Origin of the sequence: Achromobacter sp. HNDS-1, assembly GCF_040084795.1 — a bacterium.
Classification (GTDB): domain Bacteria; phylum Pseudomonadota; class Gammaproteobacteria; order Burkholderiales; family Burkholderiaceae_B; genus Achromobacter; species Achromobacter ruhlandii.
This window is the reverse complement of the sequence record NZ_CP157584.1, coordinates 4,379,167-4,398,251: the sequence shown is the minus strand read 5'-3', so window position 1 is coordinate 4,398,251 and position 19,085 is coordinate 4,379,167. Positions and strand designations below refer to the sequence as shown.

At 68.0% G+C, this 19,085-nt stretch carries 15 protein-coding genes; 11 read left to right on the top strand and 4 right to left on the bottom strand.

The genetic code is table 11. From position 1 onward, the window contains the following. Positions 1-27 precede the first annotated feature (27 nt). Genes ABFG95_RS20390 through ABFG95_RS20380 form a run of 3 tightly spaced genes read left to right on the top strand, consistent with a single transcriptional unit; the run spans position 28 to position 2,832 of the window. Positions 28-900, top strand: coding sequence for a MurR/RpiR family transcriptional regulator (locus ABFG95_RS20390; protein ID WP_348994869.1), 873 nt, complete (start codon positions 28-30; stop codon positions 898-900). A gap of 14 nt (positions 901-914) precedes the next feature. Continuing rightward, the gene (locus ABFG95_RS20385; protein ID WP_348994868.1) at positions 915-2,396 is read left to right on the top strand and encodes a D-aminoacylase; all 1,482 of its coding nucleotides are present in this window, start codon (positions 915-917) and stop codon (positions 2,394-2,396) included. Position 2,397: 1 nt separating this feature from the next. Continuing rightward, positions 2,398-2,832 carry a RidA family protein gene (locus ABFG95_RS20380; RefSeq protein ID WP_006389083.1) on the top strand — a complete coding sequence of 145 codons (435 nt, stop codon included), beginning with the start codon at positions 2,398-2,400 and terminating at the stop codon, positions 2,830-2,832. A 518-nt stretch (positions 2,833-3,350) separates the two neighbouring features. Here the strand turns inward: ABFG95_RS20380 and lolA are convergent. Together lolA and ABFG95_RS20370 are read right to left on the bottom strand one after the other, a co-directional pair. Then, positions 3,351-3,986, bottom strand: a complete 636-nt coding sequence (lolA, locus tag ABFG95_RS20375) for an outer membrane lipoprotein chaperone LolA (RefSeq protein WP_116793614.1) — start codon at positions 3,984-3,986, stop codon at positions 3,351-3,353. Continuing rightward, positions 3,986-6,364, bottom strand: coding sequence for a DNA translocase FtsK (locus ABFG95_RS20370; RefSeq protein ID WP_104010435.1), 2,379 nt, complete (start codon positions 6,362-6,364; stop codon positions 3,986-3,988). Before ABFG95_RS20370 ends, lolA begins: the two co-directional genes overlap by 1 nt. 42 nt (positions 6,365-6,406) lie before the next feature. Between ABFG95_RS20370 and trxB the strand changes: the two genes are divergently transcribed. The 3 genes from trxB to ABFG95_RS20355 are packed head-to-tail and all read left to right on the top strand — an operon-like array spanning position 6,407 to position 8,365. Further along, positions 6,407-7,366: a thioredoxin-disulfide reductase gene (gene trxB, locus ABFG95_RS20365; protein WP_049071784.1), complete on the top strand. Its 960-nt coding sequence runs from the start codon at positions 6,407-6,409 to the stop codon at positions 7,364-7,366. Continuing rightward, a complete protein-coding gene (locus ABFG95_RS20360) occupies positions 7,353-8,039 on the top strand; it encodes a Smr/MutS family protein (protein ID WP_049071782.1) in 687 nt (228 codons plus the stop codon). The genes trxB and ABFG95_RS20360 overlap by 14 nt, the downstream gene beginning before the upstream one ends. Further along, positions 8,036-8,365, top strand: coding sequence for an SMR family transporter (locus ABFG95_RS20355; RefSeq protein ID WP_049071779.1), 330 nt, complete (start codon positions 8,036-8,038; stop codon positions 8,363-8,365). The genes ABFG95_RS20360 and ABFG95_RS20355 overlap by 4 nt, the downstream gene beginning before the upstream one ends. Before the next feature lie 67 nt (positions 8,366-8,432). Here ABFG95_RS20355 and ABFG95_RS20350 read toward each other — a convergent pair whose 3' ends face one another. Both ABFG95_RS20350 and ABFG95_RS20345 read right to left on the bottom strand, forming a co-directional pair. Beyond that, a complete protein-coding gene (locus ABFG95_RS20350; protein WP_348994867.1) occupies positions 8,433-10,526 on the bottom strand; it encodes a sodium:solute symporter family protein in 2,094 nt (697 codons plus the stop codon). Next, positions 10,526-10,801 (bottom strand): DUF4212 domain-containing protein, encoded by a 276-nt coding sequence (locus ABFG95_RS20345; RefSeq protein ID WP_049071777.1) that lies wholly within the window; start codon positions 10,799-10,801, stop codon positions 10,526-10,528. The genes ABFG95_RS20350 and ABFG95_RS20345 overlap by 1 nt, the downstream gene beginning before the upstream one ends. 735 nt (positions 10,802-11,536) lie before the next feature. On the opposite strand from ABFG95_RS20345, the gene kdpF reads away from it, so the two are divergent. The 5 genes from kdpF (at position 11,537) to ABFG95_RS20320 (ending at position 19,081) form a co-directional block, all read left to right on the top strand. Beyond that, positions 11,537-11,626 (top strand): K(+)-transporting ATPase subunit F, encoded by a 90-nt coding sequence (gene kdpF / locus ABFG95_RS20340; protein WP_035360036.1) that lies wholly within the window; start codon positions 11,537-11,539, stop codon positions 11,624-11,626. Further along, a complete protein-coding gene (gene kdpA, locus ABFG95_RS20335; protein ID WP_348994866.1) occupies positions 11,626-13,422 on the top strand; it encodes a potassium-transporting ATPase subunit KdpA in 1,797 nt (598 codons plus the stop codon). Before kdpF ends, kdpA begins: the two co-directional genes overlap by 1 nt. A gap of 109 nt (positions 13,423-13,531) precedes the next feature. After that, positions 13,532-15,604 (top strand): potassium-transporting ATPase subunit KdpB, encoded by a 2,073-nt coding sequence (gene kdpB, locus ABFG95_RS20330; RefSeq protein WP_232734779.1) that lies wholly within the window; start codon positions 13,532-13,534, stop codon positions 15,602-15,604. 30 nt (positions 15,605-15,634) lie between these two features. Next, complete coding sequence (gene kdpC / locus ABFG95_RS20325) at positions 15,635-16,243, top strand: potassium-transporting ATPase subunit KdpC (protein WP_049071772.1); 609 nt, start codon at positions 15,635-15,637, stop codon at positions 16,241-16,243. Between the two features lie 51 nt (positions 16,244-16,294). Continuing rightward, positions 16,295-19,081 carry a sensor histidine kinase KdpD gene (locus ABFG95_RS20320; protein ID WP_348994865.1) on the top strand — a complete coding sequence of 929 codons (2,787 nt, stop codon included), beginning with the start codon at positions 16,295-16,297 and terminating at the stop codon, positions 19,079-19,081. The last annotated feature ends 4 nt before the right edge of the window (positions 19,082-19,085 follow it).

The window sequence follows — 19,085 nt, the reverse complement described above, 5'->3', positions numbered from 1 at the left end:
TCGCCCGCCCCGACCCAGGAACACCACATGAACATCATCCGCGACATCGTCTTCCAGATCCGCAGCCGCCGGGACGACCTGAGCGTGACCGAGCGCAAGGTCGCCGACGCCATCCTGGACAACATCATCTGGAGCGCCAGCGCCACCGTGGACCAGCTGGCGGCCAAGGCCGGCGTCAGCATCGCCACCATCTCGCGCTTCGCCCGCACCGTCGGCTGCGACGACACGCGCGACCTGAAGATGAAGCTGGCCCAGGCCAGCACCGTGGGCAGCCGCTTCCTGGACCAGAGCACGCCGGCCGAGGAAAGCACGTTCTACGCGCGCATCTATGCCGACATCGAAAGCACCCTGCGCGCCCACCTGCCGACCTTCACCGAGCCGCTGTTCGAGGCCGCCGCCGCCATCGTCGACGGCGCCCGCATGGTCTACGTGTTCGGCATGGGCGGCGCCTCGGCCGTGCTGGCGCAGGAAGTGCAGTCGCGCCTGGTGCGACTGGGCTACCCGATCGCGGTGTACAGCGACGCCGTGCTGCTGCGCATGGTGGCCGCCACGCTCGACGAGCGCGACGCCGTGGTGATCCTGTCGGCCTCCGGCCTGACGCCCGAAATCGTCGGCGCGGCGCGCATCGTCAAGCAGTACCGCGCCCGCATCGTCGCCGTCACCGACTCCACCTCGGAACTGGCCAAGCTGGCCGACGTGGTGCTGCCGATCCGCACCGACGAGACCGACTTCATCTACAAGCCCTCGGCCTCGCGCTACGCCATGATGCTGGCGATCGACCTGCTGTCGACCGAGCTGGCCATGCTGAACCAGGAAGAAAACCGCGAACGCCTGCGCCGCATCAAGCTGGCGCTGGACGAGCACCGCGGCGGCCCCAACCGGCTGCCGCTGGGCGATTGAATTTGGAAACCAAGATGTACGACACCCTCATCGGCAATGTCCGCGTGCTCGACGGCTCGGGCGGCGCCGAATACACCGCCGACGTCGCGATCTCCGGCGGCCGCATCGCGGCCATCGGCGACCTGTCCGGCCAGCCGGCGGGGCAGATCATCAACGGCGCCGGCCTGGCGCTCGCGCCCGGCTTCATCGACGTCCACACCCACGACGACACCAACGTCATCCGCACGCCCGGCATGCTGCCCAAGCTGTCGCAGGGCGTGACCACCGTGGTGGTGGGCAACTGCGGCATCAGCGCCTCGCCCGTCTCGCTGCGTGGCGAGCCGCCCGACCCGATGAACCTGCTGGGCCAACGCGACGACTTCGCCTACCCGACCTTCGCCGACTACACCCGCGCCATCGAGGCCGCGCAGCCCGCCGTGAACGTCGCCGCGCTGGTCGGCCACACGGCCCTGCGCAACAACCACATGGACCGACTCGACCGCAGCGCCACGCGCGACGAAGTGATGGCCATGCGCGAGCAGCTGCGCGAAGCCCTGGCCCACGGCGCCATCGGCCTGAGCACCGGCCTGGCCTACGGCTCGGCGATCGAGGCCGACACCGCCGAGGTCAAGCTGCTGGCCGAAGTCCTGGACGAATTCGGCGCGCTCTACACCACCCACCTGCGCTCGGAATTCGCCGCCATCCTGGAAGCCATGCAGGAAGCCTTCGACATCGCCCTGCACGCCCGCGTGCCGGTGGTGGTGTCGCACCTGAAATGCGCCGGCGCCGGCAACTGGGGCCGCACCAAGGAAGTGCTGTTCAAACTGGAGAACGCCGGCCGCATGCAGCACGTGGGCTGCGACTGCTATCCCTACTCGGCCAGCTCGTCCACGCTCGACCTCAAGCAGGTCACCGACGAATTCGACATCGACATCACCTGGTCCGTGCCGCACCCGGAACAGGCCCGCCGCAAACTGTCCGCCATCGCCGCCGACTGGAACGTGACGCTGCTGGAAGCGGCGAAACGCCTGCAACCGGCTGGCGCCGTCTACCACAACATGCACGAGGACGACGTGCGCCGCGTGCTGTCGAACCGGCTCACCATGGTCGGCTCCGACGGCCTGCCCAACGACCCCATGCCGCATCCGCGCCTGTGGGGCGCCTTCCCGCGCGTGCTGGGCCACTACAGCCGCGACGTCGGCCTGTTCCCGCTCCCCGAAGCCGTCCACAAGATGACCGGCCTGTCCGCCGCCCGCTTCGGCCTGGCCGAACGCGGCCTGGTGCGCGAAGGCTTTCACGCCGACCTGGTGCTGTTCGACCCCGCCACCGTCATCGACCGCGCCACCTTCGCCGCCCCCGTCCAGACCGCCGCCGGCATCGAGGCCGTCTGGGTCAACGGCGTCCTGTCCTACCGCAACGGCCAACCCACCGGCGACCGCGCCGGCCGCTGGCTGCCCCGCAACGGCGACCTGCGCGCCAGCTTCGCCGCCTCCACCCCCGCCCTCCAGGAGTCCTGACATGAGCAGCACCACCCCCACTCCCGACAACAACGGCATCACCCGCTACGGCGTCGCCGGCGGCACCGGCCAAGGCGGCTCCCACATGCCCTTCGCCCGCGCCGTCGCCGCCGACGGCTGGCTCTACGTCTCGGGCCAGGTCCCGATGGAAAACGGCGAAGTCATCGAAGGCGGCACCGTCGCCCAGTCCCACAAGGCCATCCAGCAGGTCCTCGCCATCCTCAAGGAAGCCGGCTACGGCCCCGAACACGTCGTGCGCTGCGGCGTCTGGCTCGACGACGCCCGCGACTTCCCCTCGTTCAACAAGGTCTTCAAGGAATACTTCGGCAACAATCCCCCCGCCCGCGCCTGCGTGCAGTCGCCGCTGATGGTGGATGCGAAAGTAGAAATTGATTGTGTAGCGTACAAACGCCCCCACGCCGCGCTCACTGCATGAGCTAGCTGCCTCCCAAGGGGGCTGCCCGGCCTTCGGACGGCCGGACGGCCGGGCGGCTGGGCGACCGGGCGCCCCTCCTGGCCCAAACCATCCGCTGCGCGCTTCAAGTACACCGCCCACACCGCGCCGCAAGCGCGCAGCGATCAACATCACGACGCAAGCCACCACGTATGCAAAAAACGGCCGCCCGCGCGGCCTTTTTTTGCGGGCAACGCAAATATCTCCCATGCCCCCAAAGGTCCAGCAGCGCGTCATTTCTCGAAACTGGTAGCCCGGCGCGGGGCGCGCAGGCGGTGAGCGCGCCGTCGATGCGCCCGACGGAATCTGAAGGGAAGGCCGAAGGCCTGGACGAAGATGAGGACGGGGAAGTCCGGAGCGAACGCTCCGGACCGCAATCGTTGGCGCGCTCACCGCCTGCGCGCCCCGTGACGGGCGGCCTACGAAGCAACCACTGCACCAACCAAGAAAGAAATACTCAAGAACTCAAAGGCAAGTCAGCACAGACGCCGCAGGACTCCCTACATCTTGACCACATCCACGCCCTTGGGCGCCACAAACCGAAACTCCCCCTCCCCAAGCTTGGGATTAGGAACGATCCCGGAAAGATCCACCCGCGTCGTCTGCCCGAACGAATCCAGCAACTCAACCCGCACCGGCAGATTGTCCTTCATCCCGATATCGACGCGCGAAAACCCCGCATCCGCCGTGCGCGGCTTCGCCCGCAGCCAATCGATGCCATCCTTGGACGGCAACGCCGACACATCGAACGACTGCTCCAACGACCCCGACCCGAACAGAATCGCCGCCGGCGACGTCCCGATGGCCGCATCCACCTTGCGCTCGGTCACCTGCGCCAGATCCGGATCGAACTGGAACACCTGCTTGCCGTCGGAAATCACCAACTGTTCATAGGGCTTCTGCACCGACCACTTGAACTTGCCCGGCCGCTGGAACGAGAACACGCCCGTCTGCGCCGGCTGCGTGCGCCCCTGCGTATTGACGGTGTATTGGGAAAACGCGCCCGTCGCCGCCGTCACCGACCCCACGAACGCGCGCAACTGTTCCTGCGCGCTGGCGGCCATCGCCGCGGCCGGCGTCAACGCCGGGACCAGGCAGAAGGCCAGGCCGGCGGCCAGGCCACGAAACGTCTTCATCATGCTTCCTCTCGAGCGGCGGCGGGCACAAGGATCTCCCGGTTGCCATTGGACTGCATCGCCGACACGATACCCGATTGCTCCATCTGTTCCAGTAACCGCGCCGCACGGTTGTAACCAATGCGCAGATGGCGCTGCACCAGCGAGATCGAGGCGCGGCGATGCTTGAGCACCACCTCGCAGGCCTGGTCGTACATCGGGTCCGACTCGGCGTCGCCGCCGATGCCGGTGACGCTGCTGGCGCCTTCGCCGCCGTCGCCGTCCAGCCCGCCTTCCAGCAGGCCCTCGACATAATTCGGCTCGCCCTGCGCCTTCAGGCTTTCGACCACGCGGTGCACTTCGTCGTCGCTGACGAAGGCGCCGTGCACACGCACCGGCAGACCGGTGCCCGGGGGCATGTAGAGCATGTCGCCCTGGCCCAGCAGGGTCTCCGCGCCCATCTGGTCGAGAATGGTGCGCGAGTCGATCTTGGACGACACCTGGAACGCGATGCGGGTCGGAATGTTGGCCTTGATCAGCCCGGTGATGACATCCACGCTGGGACGCTGCGTCGCCAGGATCAGGTGGATGCCGGCCGCGCGCGCCTTCTGCGCCAGGCGGGCGATCAGTTCTTCGATCTTCTTGCCCACCACCATCATCAGGTCGGCCAGCTCGTCGATGACCACCACGATGGTGGGCAGCGGCGACAGCGGCTCGGGCTGGTCGGGCGTCAGCGAGAACGGGTTCGGGATCGGCTCCTCGCGCTTGATGGCGTCGCGGATCTTGGTGTTGTAGCCGGCCAGGTTGCGCACGCCCATCTTGCTCATCAGGCGGTAGCGCTTTTCCATCTCGCCCACGCACCAGTTCAGCGCGTTGGCGGCATGGCGCATGTCCGTGACCACCGGCGCCAGCAGGTGCGGAATGCCTTCGTAGACGCTCATTTCGAGCATCTTCGGATCGATCAGGATCAGGCGCGTGTGCGAGGCGTCGGCCTTGTACAGTAGCGACAGGATCATGGCGTTGATCCCGACCGACTTGCCCGACCCGGTGGTGCCCGCCACCAGCAGGTGCGGCATCTTGGCCAGGTCGGCCACCACCGGATTGCCGGCAATGTCCTTGCCCAGCGCCATGGTCACCACAGAATGGCTGGCGTGGTAGGTCTGCGAGCCCAGGATCTCGGACAGCTTGACCACCTGGCGCCGCGGGTTGGGCAATTCCAGGCCCATCAGGTTCTTGCCGGGAATGGTTTCCACCACCCGGATGCTGACGAGGCTGAGCGCGCGCGCCAGGTCCTTGGCCAGATTGACGATCTGGCTGCCCTTGACGCCGGTGGCCGGCTCGATTTCGTAACGCGTGATGACCGGACCGGCCTGCGCCGCCACCACGGTGACGGACACGCCGAAGTCGGCCAGCTTCTTTTCGATCAGTCGCGAAGTGAACTCGATGGTCTCGGCCGACACGGTTTCCTGGTTGGCCAGCGGCGGATCCAGCAGGCTGATGGCCGGCAGGTCGCCCTCGCCGCCCGGCGGCGGCGCGAAGAACAGCGACTGCTGCTTTTCCTTCTCGACGCGCTCGGACTTGGGCACCACGGTGATCGCCGGCTCGATGCGCACCGGCTGTTCATGCACCAGTTTTTCCTGCTTGGCCACCACCTGCTCGGTGCGCACGGCCTTGGCCACCTCGCCGACCTTGCGGTCTTCGCGCGCGGCGTAGGAATTGCGCACCCGGCGCACCAGGCCTTCGATCCAGCTGCCGACGCGCTCTGCCACGGTCAGCCACGAGAACGAGAAGAACAGGCTCAGGCCGATCGCCAGCATCACCAAAAAGGCCAGCGTGCTGCCGGTGAAGCCGATGCTGCGGCCCATCAGGTCGGCCAGGGTGTGGCCGATGACGCCGCCAGCGCCGCTGGCGCTTTCCGAGGCGCCCGGCAGGTGGGTACCGCGGCTGGCCAGGCGCAGGGCTTCCATGCCCAGCGAGCCGACCAGCAGCAGGAAGAAACCGATGCCCTCTTCCCAGTGGACCCGAGGCAACACCTCAGGCTGCTTACCATTGGTAACACGAAGATGGCTGGCAAGGCGGCGGTAACCCGCCCGCACGCGGTGCAGCAGCAGGATCACCCACCACCAGGCGGAGAAACCGAACAGGTACAGCAGGATGTCCGCCAGGTAAGCGCCCAGGGTCCCGCCCTTGTTGTGGATGACGCCGGCGGGGACGGAATGCGACCAGCCCGGGTCGGCGGCGCTCCAGGTGGCCAGCACCAGGGTGAGCCAGGCCGCCAGGGCGGCGAAGAGGATCCAGCGGGCTTCGCGCAGCAACGCGGAGATACGCGTCTGCAGTGGCGAGGGCCCGTTGCGGGTGTTGCGCGAAGCGCGCGGAGAAGCAGTCGAGATACGCGGCATGCGGCTCATTATAATTGGGCGTTAACCTAAAGATACCCGCCCATGTCCACGCCTACGCACGCTAAAGTTTTGATACTCGGATCCGGCCCCGCCGGTTACACGGCGGCCGTCTATGCGGCACGCGCCAATCTGAGCCCCGTCCTTGTTACAGGTTTGGCCCAAGGCGGCCAGCTGATGACCACCACGGACGTCGACAACTGGCCGGCCGACGCCGACGGCGTGCAGGGTCCGGACCTGATGCAGCGCTTCCAGAAGCACGCCGAGCGCTTCAACACCGAAATGCTGTTCGACCACATCGCCAAGGTCGACCTGTCCAAGCGGCCGTTCACCCTGACCGGCGACACCGGCAAGGTCTACACCTGCGACGCCCTGATCATCGCCACCGGCGCCTCGGCCAAGTACCTGGGCCTGCCGTCCGAAGAGGCCTTCATGGGCCGCGGCGTGTCCGGCTGCGCCACCTGCGACGGCTTCTTCTACCGCAACCAGGACGTGGTCGTGGTCGGCGGCGGCAACACCGCCGTCGAGGAAGCCCTCTACCTGTCCAACATCTGCCGCAAGGTCACCCTGATCCACCGCCGCGACAAGTTCCGCGCCGAGCCGATCCTGGTCGACAAGCTGATGAGCAAGGTCGAAAACGGCAACATGGAACTGAAGCTGTTCCATACGCTGGAAGAAGTGCTGGGCGACGACAGCGGCGTCACCGGCGTGCGCGTGCGTCACGTCGACACCGGCGCCACCGAAGACCTGAAGGCCACCGGCGCCTTCATCGCCATCGGCCACCAGCCCAACACCGAGATCTTCCAGGGTCAGCTCGACATGAAGGACGGCTACATCGTCACCAAGAGCGGCCTGTCCGGCATGGCCACCATGACCTCGGTCCCGGGCGTGTTCGCCGCCGGCGACGTGCAGGACCACGTCTATCGCCAGGCCATCACCAGCGCCGGCACGGGCTGCATGGCCGCCCTGGACGCACAACGGTGGCTGGAGAATGCGGGGCAATAAGGTCGGCGCGGCCGACCTGAAACGCCTCAAGAAAGACCTGCAGGCCGAGCAGGAACGCGCCGCCCTCGCCCAGCGCGTGGCGGCGCTGAAGAAAACCGCGCCGGCGCCCGGCGCGGACACCGATCCGGCCGACGACATGGCCGCGTTCAGGCGCAGCATGCAGACGGTCAAGCCGATCAGGCAGGTCGCGCGCGCCGAGCACAAGCCTGTGCCGCAGCCGGCCCCGGCCCTGCGCCGCGCCAACGCCTTGGGCGAGACCGCCACGCGCGCCGATGCCGGCGTCTCGGACGGTGGCGAAATCACGCACCTGCTATCCGAAGGCGGCACCGCCTTCGTGCGCGGCGACGCCGCGCCCGATACGGCGCGCAACCTGCGCCGCGGCCAGTGGCGGGCGGGCGCCGAGCTCGACCTGCACGGCCTGCGCGTGGAGCAGGCGCGCCACGCCATGCTGTCGTTCCTGGACGAGTGCCAGGAACACGGCATCCGCTGCGTGCGCATCGTGCATGGCAAGGGCTATGGCTCGCAGGGCCTGGAACCGGTGCTGAAAGACAAGGCCCGCACCTGGCTGGTGCAGAAGAACGAGGTGCTGGCATTCTCCGAGGCGCCCGAGCGCGAAGGCGGCGCCGGCGCCCTGCTGGTGCTGCTGCGCCAATCCGAGGGGCCGCGCAAATGAAGTGGCTCTACCTGGGCATCGCCATCGTCGCCGAGATCTTCGCCACCAGCGCCCTGAAAAGCTCCGACGGCTTTTCGCGGCTGGCGCCCTCGGTGGTGACGGTGTTCGGCTACATGATCTCGTTCTACTTCCTGTCGCTGACGCTGCGCGAGGTGCCGGTCGGCATCGCCTACGCCATCTGGTCGGGCGTAGGCATTGTGCTGATCTCCATCGTGGGCGCGCTGTTCTTCAAGCAGCACCTGGACACCCCGGCGCTGATCGGCATCGGCCTGATCATCGCCGGCGTGGTGGTCATGAACGTCTTCTCGAAGTCCGTGTCGCACTGAGCCGTCCCGGGCGCAAGCCCGGGGCCGCCCCTCCTGCTGGTCAGGGCCGCCCTCTCCCCCATCCGCCTCAGGCCGTGCCGTTCTCCGCCGGCGGCTTCGGCGCGCCCGGATGGCGCAGGTAGTCCACCAGCGCCAGCGTGGCGCGGTCGGGCGGCGGCGTCAGCAGCGACACCACGATGATCGTCAGGAACGCCACCGGCGCGCCGAACACGCCGGCCGCGATCGGCTGGATACCCCACCACAGGTCCACCGGCTGGGTCCGCGAGATCCCCAGCACCCACTCGCGCAGCCACGGATGCGTGTGCGTCATGTAGGCGAAGGTCGCCAGCAGGCCCGCCGCCATGCCGAGCGTGGCGCCCCATTTGTTGGCGCGGCGCCAGAACACGCCCATCACCAGCGCCGGGAAGAACGACGAGGCCGCGAACGAGAACGCCGCCGACACCATGAAGAGAATATCCGCCGGCTTGCGCGCCGCCACCCAGGCCGCGCCAAACGCCACCACCAGCAGGAGGATCTTGGACACCATCACCCGCCGCGCCGCCGACATGCGCGGCGACACCATCCGGTACCACATGTCGTGCGACAGCGAATTGGACAGGGTCAGCAGCAGGCCATCGGCGGTCGACAGCGCTGCCGCCAGGCCGCCCGCCGCCACCAGCCCGGAAATCACATAGGGCAGCCCGCCGATTTCGGGCATGGCCAGCACCACCACATCCGCGCCAATGCTGATCTCGCTGAGCTGCACCACGCCATCGCGGTTGATGTCGGTGACGTCCAGCAGGTTGCTGTCGACCGCGCTCCAGGCATGGACCCAGTTCGGCAGGCTGAGGAAATTCGACCCCACCACCTGCGTATAGACCTCGTACTTCACCAGCAACGCCAGCGCTGGCGCCATGAAATACAGCAGCAGGATGAACAATAGCGACCAGCACACCGACCGGCGCGCCTCGATCACCGACGAGGTGGTGTACGACCGCATCAGGATGTGCGGCATGCCCGCCGTGCCCAGCATCAGGCACAGCACCAGCGCCAGGAAATTGATGCGCATGTTGCGCCGTTCCTCCGGATCGGAGGACGGGAACGGTTCGGCATGCGGGGTCAGCGGCGCGGCGCGCGCCTCGAAGGTGGCCTTGGCCTGCGACCAGGCAACGCGGGCCTCTTCCACCGTGGGCGGAAACGCCGCCAGTTCGCGCTCGACCGAGCGGATCTCGACCATCGGCGCGTCACTGGCGTTGAGCTGCGCCAGGCGGCTGCGCAGCTTGTCCTTTTCCAGCGCCCAGGATTCCGGCAGGTCGCGCACCCGCTGCGCCATCTCGTCGGCCCGTTCCTGCCACAGGCGGCGCACCTCGATCTCGGCCGGATCGTTCTTCAGGTAGACCTCTTTTTCCGTCACCTCCTGCAGCACCACGCCGGCCGACAGTTGCGGCACCGGCATGTCGGTGTGCTTGATCGACAGCCAGACCACCGGCACCAGGTAGGCGATGACCAGGATGATGTACTGCCCCACCTGGGTCCAGGTGACGGCGCGCATGCCGCCCAGGAACGAACAGACCAGCATGCCGCCCAGCGCCACGAAGATGCCCAGCTCGAACGAAATGCCGGTCATGCGCGTGGTGATGATGCCGACGCCGTAGATCTGCGCCACGAGATAGGTGAACGAACAGAGGATGGCGCAGGCCACGCCCGCCAGCCGCGGCAGGTTGCCGCCATAGCGCGCGCCCATGAAATCGGGAATGGTGTATTGGCCGAAACGGCGCAGATAAGGCGCCAGCAGCATCGCCACCAGCACATAGCCGCCCGTCCAGCCCATGATGTAGGCCAACCCGCCATAGCCGGTCAGGTAGAGCGTGCCGGCGACGCCGATGAACGAGGCCACCGACATCCAGTCGGCCGCGGTCGCCATGCCGTTGTAGATGGCCGGCACCCGCCGGCCGGCGACGTAGTATTCAACCTGATCGGAGGTGCGGCAGACAATACCGATGCCCGCGTACAGGCTCACGGTCACCAGCAGGAACACATAGCCGATCCAGTTGCGCGGCAGGCCCAGGATCTCGGCCAGCGCCATCAGCAGAATCATCAGTGCGAAGCCGGCCGTATACAGCACGTAGATACGGCGCAGCCGGATGCGGAATTCCTGCGGGGTGTCTCCGCCGAACGGCATCAGCGGCTCTCCTTGGCCTCGTCCCCGCGTTGGTCGGCGCGGTTCATGATCCGGGCGTAGATGCAGATGATGACGAGGTAGGCCAAAGGCGCGCCATAGGCCGCCATCCAGAACGAGAAGGGCCAGCCGATGAAGTCGAACGACAGGTCGCGGGCGAAATAGGATGGAATGAATGTCAGCGCCGCCCAAACGACCGCCAGCACGACGATCAGGCGCACATTGCGGCGCCAATAGCGGGACGGGATGGGCTCGGGGGAAACGCGGGATTCCGGCATAGCTGGCGTGAGCGAAACCTGAGGAATATCGCGAAACGCGGCGCTTGAAAACCCTGGCTGGATGAAATGCGGGCTTTTTATGCGACAACGGCCGGCACTGCCTGGTGCCAGCCGTTGTGCGTTTTGCTTTTCTTGAGTACTGCTACTTTTTTATGTACCGGTGCCGCCGGTAATTGCCCATGCAGGGCTTTGTCTCCTCACCTGCATGGGAAGAGATTCTGCACCAGATGCGGGAATGTCACACTAGGGGAATGCCCTAATTCGGCGCATTCATTTACATATTCCATGCACCACAGTAGTGCATTTTGGCGTCTCCGTTCTAAATATTGGGATTTTTTCCACCCCAGCCCGCCTTCCGGAAGCTGCCGGCGGCCCCGATTTTGAGCCTGCCTCAACTCCCCGCCGCGCCGCCCGCTTCCGGGCACCCGCGCCGCGCCATCGCGGCGCATGCGTAGACCGGATGATGACAGCGCGTCTTTACGTTCCGTTTACACCCCCCCGCCAAAGCTATACCCCGTTTTTACCCCCCGCTCCGTAACCTGCCGATGTCCTGATTGGTCACTTCGCCCGCGCGGTCCGCATCCCCTTTTGCCGCCCGGGCCCGTCGTTCGAAGGGAGCGCCGCTCCCGGGAGGAAAAACGTGGATGCCATCTATATCGCGATCTTCGCCGTCATGGCCGGGCTGACCTACGCCCTGGTCTCGTTCTGCGAAGCCTTGTCCTCGGGAGAGCAACCATGAGCTGGCTCTACTGGCTGAGCGGCATCACGTCCGCGCTGCTGTTCGTGTACCTGCTGGTCGCGCTGTTCAAACCGGAGAAGTTCTGATGACTGCCGAATTCATCGGACTGCTGGTCGTGTACCTGGCGGTCCTGCTCGCGATCGCGCCCTTCCTGGGACGCTACATCCGCATCGCCATGGAAAACGGGCAATCCCGGCTGACCGCCTGGGGCCGCCCGCTGGAACGTGGCATCTATCGGCTGGCGGGCATCGACCCGCAGGCCGAAATGGGCTGGAAGCGCTATGCGCTGGCCGTGCTTGCCTTCAACATCCTGGGCGTCGTGGCGGTCTACGCGCTGCAACGCCTGCAGGGCCTGCTGCCGCTGAACCCGGCCGGCATGGGCGCCGTCTCGCCCGATTCCTCGCTCAACACCGCCATCAGCTTCGTGGCCAACACCAACTGGCAAGGCTACGGCGGCGAATCGACGATGAGCTACCTGACGCAGATGCTGGCGCTGACGGTGCAGAACTTCGTCTCGGCCGCCACCGGCATCGCGGTGCTGTTCGCGCTGATCCGCGGGCTGGCGCGCCATTGCTCGGCGACGGTGGGCAACTTCTGGGCCGACATGGTGCGCAGCACGCTGTACGTGCTGCTGCCCCTGTCCCTGGTGCTGGCGCTGGCGCTGGTGAGCCAGGGCGTGATCCAGAACGTCAGCCCCTACCAGGACGTGCAGACGGTCGAAGCCCTGCACTATGACCAACCGCGCGTGGACGCCCAGGGTCAGCCGGTGCTCGATGCCAAGGGCCAGCCCGTGACCGACCCCGCGGTCACCCAGACGCAGACGCTGGCCATGGGCCCGGTCGCCTCGCAGGAAGCGATCAAGATGCTGGGCACCAACGGCGGCGGCTTCTTCAACGCCAACTCCGCGCATCCCTTTGAAAACCCGACGGCCCTGTCGAACTTCCTGGAGATGCTGGCGATCCTGGCGATCCCGGCGGCGCTGTGCTTCAGCTTCGGCGAAATGGTCGGCAACCGGCGCCAGGGCATCGCCATTCTGGCGGCCATGACGCTCCTGTTCGCCGTGTTCGCCTTGAGCACCGCCTATTTCGAGCAGCAGCCCAATCCGATGACGGCCCAGACCGGCGTCGACAGCGCAATGAGCGCGCTCTCGCCGGGCGGCAACATGGAAGGCAAGGAGACCCGCTTCGGCATCGCCGCCACCTCGCTGTTCGCCACCATCACCACGGCGGCCTCCTGCGGCGCGGTCAACGGCATGCACGATTCGCTCAGCGCCATGGGCGGACTGTCGCCAATGCTGCTGATGCAGCTGGGCGAAGTGGTCTACGGCGGGGTCGGCTCCGGCCTCTACGGCATGCTGGCGTTCGCCATCCTCGGCGTCTTCATCGCCGGGCTGATGATCGGCCGCACCCCCGAGTACCTGGGCAAGAAGATCGAGGCCTACGACATGAAGATGGTCTCTATCGTCATCCTGGCGACGCCGCTGCTGGTGCTCGGCGGCACCGCGCTGGCGGTGTCGGTGACGGCCGGCCAGGCCGGCGTGCTGAACCCAGGCATCCACGGCTTCTCCGAGATCCTGTACGGACTGTCCTCGGCCGCCAACAACAACGGCAGCGCCTTCGCCGGCCTGTCCGCCAACACGCCCTTCTACAACGTGCTGCTGGGCATCGCCATGTGGTTCGGCCGCTTCGCCATCATCGTCGCGGTGCTGGCGATGGCCGGCTCGCTGGCGGCCAAGCGCCGCCTGCCCGCCGGGCCCGGCAGCATGCCGACCACCGGTCCCCTCTTCGTGGTGCTGCTGATCGGCGCGGTGCTGCTGGTGGGCGCCCTGACTTATGTGCCCGCGCTGGCCCTGGGCCCGGTCGCGGAACACCTGCAACCCTGAATGCAACAGGCTAGGAAAGAAAATGGCCAAGATTGATATGCCAACCCAAGGCGCCGGCGGCGGCGCCGCCCGCGCGCCGTCGGCCGCGCCGCTTGAACGCAAGTTCGGCATGTGGTCGGGCGCGCTGGTCGGCCCCGCGCTGCTGGACAGCCTGCGCAAGCTCTCGCCCGCCGCGCAACTGAAGAACCCCGTGATGTTCGTGGTCTACGTGGGCAGCATCCTGACCACCATCCTGTGGATCATGGCGCTGCGCGGCCAGGCCGAGGCGCCCGCGGGCTTCATCCTCGCGATCTCGGTGTGGCTCTGGTTCACGGTGCTGTTCGCCAACTTCGCCGAAGCGCTGGCCGAGGGCCGCGGCAAGCAGCAGGCCGCTACCCTGCGCGGCCTGCGCACCACCATCGATGCGCGCCTGCTCAAGGGTTTCCGCGATGAGGATGCCGCCCGCGCCGAACCCGCACAGTGGCGCAACCAGGCCGTCAAGCAGGCCTCCGGGCTGCTGCGCCGCAATGACGTGGTCCTGGTGGAAGCCGGCGAAACCATCCCGGGCGACGGCCAGGTCATCGCCGGCGTCGCGTCGGTCGATGAAAGCGCCATCACCGGCGAATCGGCGCCGGTCATCCGCGAATCGGGCGGCGACTTCTCGTCCGTCACCGGCGGCACGCGGGTGCTGTCCGACTGGATCTTCGTGCGCATCGCCGCCGACCCGGGCGAGAGCTTCCTGGACCGCATGATCGCCATGGTAGAAGGCGCCAAGCGCCAGAAGACCCCCAACGAACTGGCGCTGACGATCCTGCTGGTCGGCCTGACGGTGGTGTTCCTGCTGGTGGTCGCAACGCTGATGCCGTTCTCGATCTATTCGGTCACGGCCGCTGGCGGCGGCAGCGCCGTCACCGTCACGGTGCTGGTGGCGCTGCTGGTGTGCCTGATCCCCACCACCATCGGCGGGCTGCTGTCGGCCATCGGCGTGGCGGGCATGAGCCGCATGATGGGCGCCAATGTCATCGCCACCTCGGGCCGCGCGGTGGAAGCCGCCGGCGATGTCGACGTGCTGCTGCTGGACAAGACTGGCACCATCACCTTCGGCAACCGCCAGGCCTCGACCTTCCTGCCCGCGCCCGGCGTATCGCCGCGCGAACTGGCGGACGCGGCGCGCCTGGCCTCGCTGGCCGACGAAACGCCCGAAGGCCGCAGCATCGTGGCGCTGGCCGACAAGGCCATCCACGCGCCGGCCGTGCGCGCCGCCGATGCCGAGTACGTGCCCTTCACCGCGCAGACCCGCATGAGCGGCGTCAACCTGAAAGACCGCATGATCCGCAAGGGCGCGGTCGACGCGGTGCGCGCCTGGCTGGCCGAGCAGGACGCCATCGTGCCCGAACAGGTGCTGCGCCTGGCCGAGGACGTGGCGCGCCGCGGCAGCACGCCGCTGATGGTCAGTGACGGCAACCGCGCGCTGGGCGTGGTCGAGCTTAAGGACATCGTCAAGCCCGACATCCAGTCGCGCTTCGCCGAGCTGCGCCGCATGGGCATCAAGACGGTGATGATCACCGGCGACAACAAGCTCACCGCCGCCTCCATCGCCGCCGAAGCGGGCGTCGACGACTTCCTCGCGGAAGCCACGCCGGAAGCCAAGCTCAAGCTGATCCGCGCCTACCAGGGCGAAGGCCGCCTGGTGGCGATGACCGGCGACGGCACCAACGACGCGCCGGCGCTGGCGCAGGCCGACGTTGCGGTGGCGATGAATTCGGGCACCCAGGCCGCCAAGGAAGCGGGCAACATGGTGGACCTGGATTCCAATCCCACCAAGCTCATCGAGATCGTCGAGATCGGCAAGCAGATGCTGATGACGCGCGGCGCGCTCACCACCTTCAGCATCGCCAACGACGTGGCCAAGTACTTCGCCATCATCCCGGCGGCGTTCGCCACGGTGTACCCGCAGCTGAACGTGCTGAACATCATGGGCCTGGCCACGCCGGCCTCGGCCATCCTGTCGGCCGTGATCTTCAACGCGCTCATCATCATCGTGCTGATCCCGCTGGCGCTCAAGGGCGTGCGCTATCGCCCGCTGGGCGCCTCGGTCCTGCTGCGCCGCAATCTGCTGATCTATGGACTGGGCGGCCTGCTGGTGCCGTTCGCCGGCATCAAGCTGGTCGACATGGTGCTGGCCGCCCTGGGCTGGGTCTGACCCGCGCCCGTCACTGGAAAGGAACTCATCATGAAACAAGCTCTTCCCCTGCCGCGCCAAGGCGGCATCCTGCGCCCCGCGCTGGTCGTCTTCGCCGCCCTGTCGCTGGTGACCGGCCTGGCCTACCCCTTCCTGACCACCGGCATCGCCGCCGCCGTGTTCCCGCATGAAGCGTCGGGTTCGCTGATCCGCCAGGGCGACAAGGTGGTCGGCTCGGAATGGATCGGCCAGTCGTTCAGCGCGCCGCAGTACTTCTGGGGCCGGCCGTCGGCCACCTCGCCGATGCCGTACAACGCCGCCAACTCCGGCGGCTCGAACCTGGGCCCGCGCAATCCAGCGCTGGCCGAGGCCGTGCAGGCGCGCATCGCCGCCCTCAAGGCGGCCGACCCCGACAACCCCACCCCGGTGCCGGTGGACCTCATCACTGCCTCGGGCAGCGGCCTGGATCCGCACATCAGTCCCGCCGCCGCGGCCTACCAGGCCGCGCGCGTGGCCCGCGCCCGCCAGCTGCCGCGCGACAAGGTCGACGCGCTGATCGCGGCCAACACCAGCAAGCCCTGGCTGGGCGTGCTGGGCGACCCCGTGGTCAACGTGCTCAAGCTCAATCTGGCGCTGGACCAGCTGGCGCCGGTGAAATGACACGCCGGCGTATAGTATTGCCAGCCGTTCCCCCACTTCACCTGCGCGTTCATGGCTGACAATGCTGGCGAGCGTCCCGATCCGGACGCGCTCTTGAAAGACCTCGACGCTGCCGCGCGCCAGGCGGTGCGCGGCAAGTTGCGGGTCTACTTCGGCTCGTCCGCCGGCGTCGGCAAGACTTACGCCATGCTGGTGGCCGCCCGAGCCCATGCCGCGCAGGGCGCCCGCGTGCTGGCCGGCATCGTCGAAACACACGGCCGCCGCGAAACCGCCGCCCTGCTCGAAGGCCTGGCGGTCCTGCCGCTCAAAGAGGTCGCCTACCGCGGCCACGCGCTCAAGGAATTCGACCTGGATGGGGCGCTGCGGGCGCATCCCGATCTGGTGCTGGTCGACGAACTGGCCCACTCCAACGCGCCCGGTTCGCGCCACGCCAAGCGCTGGCAGGACATTCACGAACTGCTGGCGGCCGGCATCGACGTCTGGACCACGCTCAACGTGCAGCACCTGGACAGCCTCAACGAGGCCGTCGGCAGCATCACCGGCGTGCGGGTCTGGGAAACCGTGCCCGACGAGGTCTTCGACGCCGCCGACGAAGTCATCCTGGTCGACCTGTCGGCCGACGAACTGCTACGCCGCCTGAAGGAAGGCAAGGTCTACCTGCCCGAGCAGGCTCGCCACGCCACCCGCAACTTCTTCCGCAAGGGCAACCTGATCGCGCTGCGCGAACTGGCGCTGCGCCGCACCGCCGACCACGTCGACGACGACGTCCAGGCCTATCGCCGCGACCGCGCCATCGAGCCGGTGTGGCGCACGCGCGAAGCGGTGGTGGCCTGCATCGGCCCCGACGCCGACGCCGAATACGTCATCCGCAGCGCCCACCGCCTCAGCCAGCAGCTGGAATGCGACCTGCACGTGGTCACCATCGACGTGCCGCGCGCCGCGCCGCCGCCGCAGGCCGAGCAGGAACGGCTGCAACGCAGCCTGGCGCTGGCCGACTCGCTCGGCGCGCGTTGCGAAACCCTGGCTGGCGGCGACATGGTCGACGCGGTGGTGCGCTACGTGCGCCGCCACAACATCACCAAGGCCATCGTCGGCCGCACCCGCGCCAGCGGCCTGCAGCGCCTGCGGCTGTCGCTGTCGGCCCTGCTGACGGCGGCCATCAGCCCCGGCTGGCTGTGGCGCCGTCACAGCTTCGCCGACATGCTGGCCGCCGGCTGCCCCGAGATCGACATCATCCGCCTGGGCGCCCCGCCCCTGCCCGCCGCCAACGTGCCGGGCCGCGATCCGCTGACGCTCGGCCGCCGCGGTCGCCAGGCGGCCGACGAACGCGGCCCGCTGGCGCTCGCCGGCTATGCCTGGGCCCTCTGCTATTGCGCAGTGGCCACCGCGCTGTCGGCGCTGGCGTTCCCGGCGCTGCACCAGACCAACATCGTCATGCTGTTCCTGCTGGCGGTGGTGGCGGTGGCGCTGCGCCATGGCCGCGGCCCGGCCGCGCTGGCCTCGGTCGTCAGCGTGGGGCTGTTCGACTTCTTCTTCGTGCAGCCGCTGGCCTCGTTCGCCGTGTCGGACGTGCAGTACCTGCTGACCTTCGGCGTGCTGCTGGCCGTGGGCCTGTTGATCGGCCAGCTCACCGCCGGGCTGCGCTTGCAGGCCCAGGCCTCGGTCAAGCGCGAGGCCGATGCGCGCAGCCTGTACGAGTTCGCGCGCGAGCTGTCGTCGGCGCTCCTGCCCGAGCAGATCGTCGCGTCCGCCGGCGCCTTCGTGCACGCCACTTTCGGCTCGCGCTGCGCGCTCTACATCCTGGGCCTGGACGACCGCCTCAAGCTGGCCTCGCCCGCCGCCGACGACATGCCGCCGCTGGAGTCGGCGCTGGCCCAATGGGTCTACGACCACGGCCAGCCGGCCGGCGCCGGCACCGCCACGCTGTCCAACAGCGACCTGCTGTACCTGCCGCTGAAGGCGCCGATGCGCACCCGCGGCGTACTGGCGCTGGCGGCGCCGCGCCGCAGCCTGTTCTCGCAGCCCGACTCGCGCCGCCAGATCGAGGCCTACGCCACGCTCATCGCCATCGCCCTGGAGCGCCTGCATTATGTCGAAGTGGCGCAGCAGGCGCTAGTCAGCATGGAATCCGAAAAACTGCGCAACTCGCTGCTGGCCGCGGTTTCGCACGACCTGCGCACGCCGCTCACCAGCCTGGTCGGCATGACAGACACGCTGATGCGGCGCCAGGACGCATTGCCGGCCGACATCCAGGACACCATCCGCGCCATGCGCGACCAGGCACAGCGCATGCACGCGCTGGTCGCCAACCTGCTCGACATGGCGCGGCTGCAGAGCCGCGACACGCCGCTGCGGCTGGAGTGGCAGTCGATCGAGGAACTGGTCGGCGCCTCGCTGGCCGCCATGCGCGAAGCGCTGGCGGCGCATCAGGTCACGGTCGACAGCCTGTCCGGGTTGCCGCTGGTCGAATGCGATGGCGTGCTGATCGAGCGGGTGCTGTGCAACCTGCTGGAGAATGCCGCCAAGTACACCCCGGCCGGCAGCGTCATCCGCCTGCATGCCGTGGCGCAGGACGGCGAGCTGCGCGTCGCGGTATGCGACAACGGCCCTGGCGTGGCCCCCGGCGCCGAACGCCGCATCTTCGAGAAATTCACCCGCGGCGAACGCGAATCCGCCACCCCCGGCGTCGGCCTCGGCCTGGCCGTGTGCGAAGCCATCGTCAGCGCGCACCACGGCCGCATCTGGGTCGAACACGCACCGGGCCAGCCCAGCGGCGCGCAATTCGTCTTCACGCTGCCACTGGGCACGCCGCCCCCGATCCAACCCGAGCCCGCCTGAGCCC

Bases quoted from the DNA above. Each gene is read 5' to 3' on its own strand.
- kdpC (WP_049071772.1), top strand. From the start codon at position 15,635: ATGAAACAAGCTCTTCCCCTGCCGCGCCAAGGCGGCATCCTGCGCCCC.
- ABFG95_RS20320 (WP_348994865.1), top strand. From the start codon at position 16,295: ATGGCTGACAATGCTGGCGAGCGTCCCGATCCGGACGCGCTCTTGAAA.
- ABFG95_RS20390 (WP_348994869.1), top strand. From the start codon at position 28: ATGAACATCATCCGCGACATCGTCTTCCAGATCCGCAGCCGCCGGGAC.
- kdpA (WP_348994866.1), top strand. From the start codon at position 11,626: ATGACTGCCGAATTCATCGGACTGCTGGTCGTGTACCTGGCGGTCCTG.
- ABFG95_RS20385 (WP_348994868.1), top strand. From the start codon at position 915: ATGTACGACACCCTCATCGGCAATGTCCGCGTGCTCGACGGCTCGGGC.
- ABFG95_RS20345 (WP_049071777.1), bottom strand. From the start codon at position 10,801: ATGCCGGAATCCCGCGTTTCCCCCGAGCCCATCCCGTCCCGCTATTGG.
- kdpB (WP_232734779.1), top strand. From the start codon at position 13,532: ATGTGGTCGGGCGCGCTGGTCGGCCCCGCGCTGCTGGACAGCCTGCGC.
- trxB (WP_049071784.1), top strand. From the start codon at position 6,407: ATGTCCACGCCTACGCACGCTAAAGTTTTGATACTCGGATCCGGCCCC.
- ABFG95_RS20360 (WP_049071782.1), top strand. From the start codon at position 7,353: ATGCGGGGCAATAAGGTCGGCGCGGCCGACCTGAAACGCCTCAAGAAA.
- ABFG95_RS20355 (WP_049071779.1), top strand. From the start codon at position 8,036: ATGAAGTGGCTCTACCTGGGCATCGCCATCGTCGCCGAGATCTTCGCC.
- ABFG95_RS20380 (WP_006389083.1), top strand. From the start codon at position 2,398: ATGAGCAGCACCACCCCCACTCCCGACAACAACGGCATCACCCGCTAC.
- ABFG95_RS20370 (WP_104010435.1), bottom strand. From the start codon at position 6,364: ATGCCGCGTATCTCGACTGCTTCTCCGCGCGCTTCGCGCAACACCCGC.
- ABFG95_RS20350 (WP_348994867.1), bottom strand. From the start codon at position 10,526: ATGCCGTTCGGCGGAGACACCCCGCAGGAATTCCGCATCCGGCTGCGC.
- lolA (WP_116793614.1), bottom strand. From the start codon at position 3,986: ATGAAGACGTTTCGTGGCCTGGCCGCCGGCCTGGCCTTCTGCCTGGTC.
- kdpF (WP_035360036.1), top strand. From the start codon at position 11,537: ATGAGCTGGCTCTACTGGCTGAGCGGCATCACGTCCGCGCTGCTGTTC.